This window comes from Streptomyces sp. NPDC017890, from assembly GCF_044328675.1.
GTDB lineage: Bacteria > Actinomycetota > Actinomycetes > Streptomycetales > Streptomycetaceae > Streptomyces.
In genome coordinates this window covers 1-2,098 of sequence record NZ_JBIRHU010000117.1, presented here as the reverse complement: position 1 = coordinate 2,098, position 2,098 = coordinate 1, and the positions used below count along the sequence as shown (strand labels likewise).

The window sequence follows — 2,098 nt, the reverse complement described above, 5'->3', positions numbered from 1 at the left end:
CGAGCCAAGTTGGTTGCGTTGCTCGAACCCGAACGAATCGGCGTCGAATTGTCCGAGGAGCTGCAGCTGCATCCCGAGCAGTCCACGGACGCTTTTGTCCTGCACCACCCGGAAGCAAAGTATTTCAATGTCTGAGTTGCCGAACGGAATATCGGAAGACGGCCCCTCGCCGTTCGCTCGCCGCGTCCTCGACATCATCGACCGTATTCCTGCAGGCCGAGTGATGACATACGGACTGATCGCCACCATCGTCGACGCGCATCCGCGCCAAGTCGGCCAGGTCATGACCCACTGGGCAGACGAAACACATTGGCACCGAGTGGTCTACGCCAACGGCACTCCCGCTACCTGTCACGGCAACAACGCTCTCGTCCTACTGCGCGGCGAAGGGACGCCCATGCGCGACGGACGGGTCGACCTCGTACACGCGCTGTGGAATGGATGATCCACCTCAAACGATGGCGAGAACCGTCCTGCAATCGTTTTCGACGAAATGCCATGTCCTCCATGCGATTAAGTCATCTTCACCCTCGTATTTGCTCCCCGGGTCATGTCCTAAGTCTGGTATGTCGGATGAGACACGGCCACCCGCTGCGCAGTCTCGACGTGCACTCAGGTGGACTGGCGGTTGACGACACACCCGGGGGCAAGGTGTAAGGCGCGAGAGCGTGTAGCGCCGACGCGGCGTGTGAACGGGGAGAGCTCAGTGACCGGGCGGCCAGCTCGGTATCGGTTCGATGATGTGGACGGTCAACTGACAACGTCGAACACGTTGTGTTCGCGCTTTGCGCTGAACCTCTACGTGGAGACAAAAAGATCTTTCACAGGGCGAGTGAGCGAATTGCGGTCTGGACGATCGGCAACACGTCCTCTTCGAACCACAGGTTCTTGGCAAGCCACGGCTGGTTGCGCGGAGAAGGATGTGGGAGGGGAAGGTACCCCAACGGCAGGTAATCCTTCGCTGCTTTGACGGTCTCGGTCAGTGTCGGCTTGCGCCGACCACGTAGATAATGCGCCTGTGCATACTGACCGACCAACACCGTGAGTCGGACGTCGAGTAAACGATCGTTCAGTGCCCCATGCCAATGAGATGCACATTCGGATCTCGGTGGTTTATCGCCCGACCTGGCTTTGCCTGGATAGCAAAAGCCCATCGACATGACGGCTACCGTGTCCGGGTCGTAGAACTGTGTGGGCGTCAGACCGAGCCAAGCGCGCAGACAGTCACCTGAAGGATCGTCCCAGGGAACACCCGTCGTATGAACTTTGCGGCCGGGCGCCTGGCCGATCACACGCAGCCGAGCCGATGGGCCTGCTTGCAGTACGGGACGCGGTCCGCACGGCAGGTGGTCCGCGCAGAGCGTGCACCCTCGGATCTCCCTGAGCAACTCAGCCAATGGTTCCGGCATATTTCCCATCTCCGGGGTCGAGGCAAGCATAGAAGTGACGTCGTTATCGGACGCGTTCGAGGTCGTCGTCTACCGGGAAATCACCGAAATCCGGGTGGAAGGCTTGAAGCCGCGCCGGTAGGCCGGGCTGACAGATTTCTCAGTCAGCGGGCAGCGGGGGCGTCGAGTCCGCCGGTATTTGGCACGGTTTCCCCTATGTCTCCAACCATGCCTCGAAGACGCATATGCCCGTCGGACAACGTGTAGCAGCGTTGCGACGAGACAGGGTAGCGACAGGACAGAGACCCAGGGTGCCGCGACCGGGACGCATCGGGGCAGTGAAGACATCACGCGGGTTGGCGGCGTAACTGGCTGACGCCTTCCACAGCAGCTCTAGCGATCGGAAGACCCTCGAAGGATCTCGCCGCCCAAGGTGTACGCGCCCAGCTCTCCTGAGTAGGCCAGCGGTCGAAACCGTGACGGCTCATCGGATCCCAGGTCAGTGAAACCCGACGAGCCGTCCCGTGCCCTGGCCCGGCAGAGCTGAGGCACGGCACAAGTGATCCACCGGACGCAAAATTTGGGGGACCGGCTATCCGGTGGATCCTCGACTCACTACCCCCGCTGCCCGTCATGTAAACGCCGCACCGAATCGTGAGCCGAAACGCTCAGTTCTCGAATGCGGTGATGCTCCGGACCAGTGACGTCCG

The 2,098-nt window shown here is 61.1% G+C and carries 3 protein-coding genes; 2 read left to right on the top strand and 1 reads right to left on the bottom strand.

Annotation, left to right across the window (positions count from 1 at the left end; all coding sequences use genetic code 11):
• Nucleotides 1–135, top strand: a 135-nt coding sequence (locus tag ACH4F2_RS35780; protein WP_398136786.1) for a vitamin B12 dependent-methionine synthase activation domain-containing protein, incomplete at its 5' end; no start/stop codon positions are given.
• A complete protein-coding gene (locus ACH4F2_RS35775) occupies nt 128–445 on the top strand; it encodes an MGMT family protein (protein WP_003943354.1) in 318 nt (105 codons plus the stop codon). The genes ACH4F2_RS35780 and ACH4F2_RS35775, both read left to right, overlap by 8 nt.
• A gap of 376 nt (nt 446–821) precedes the next feature.
• Here ACH4F2_RS35775 and ACH4F2_RS35770 read toward each other — a convergent pair whose 3' ends face one another.
• Nucleotides 822–1,409 (bottom strand): uracil-DNA glycosylase family protein, encoded by a 588-nt coding sequence (locus tag ACH4F2_RS35770; protein ID WP_037130837.1) that lies wholly within the window; start codon nt 1,407–1,409, stop codon nt 822–824.
• Between the last annotated feature and the right edge of the window lie 689 nt (nt 1,410–2,098).

Bases quoted from the DNA above. Each gene is read 5' to 3' on its own strand.
- ACH4F2_RS35775 (WP_003943354.1), top strand. From the start codon at position 128: ATGTCTGAGTTGCCGAACGGAATATCGGAAGACGGCCCCTCGCCGTTC.
- ACH4F2_RS35770 (WP_037130837.1), bottom strand. From the start codon at position 1,409: ATGCCGGAACCATTGGCTGAGTTGCTCAGGGAGATCCGAGGGTGCACG.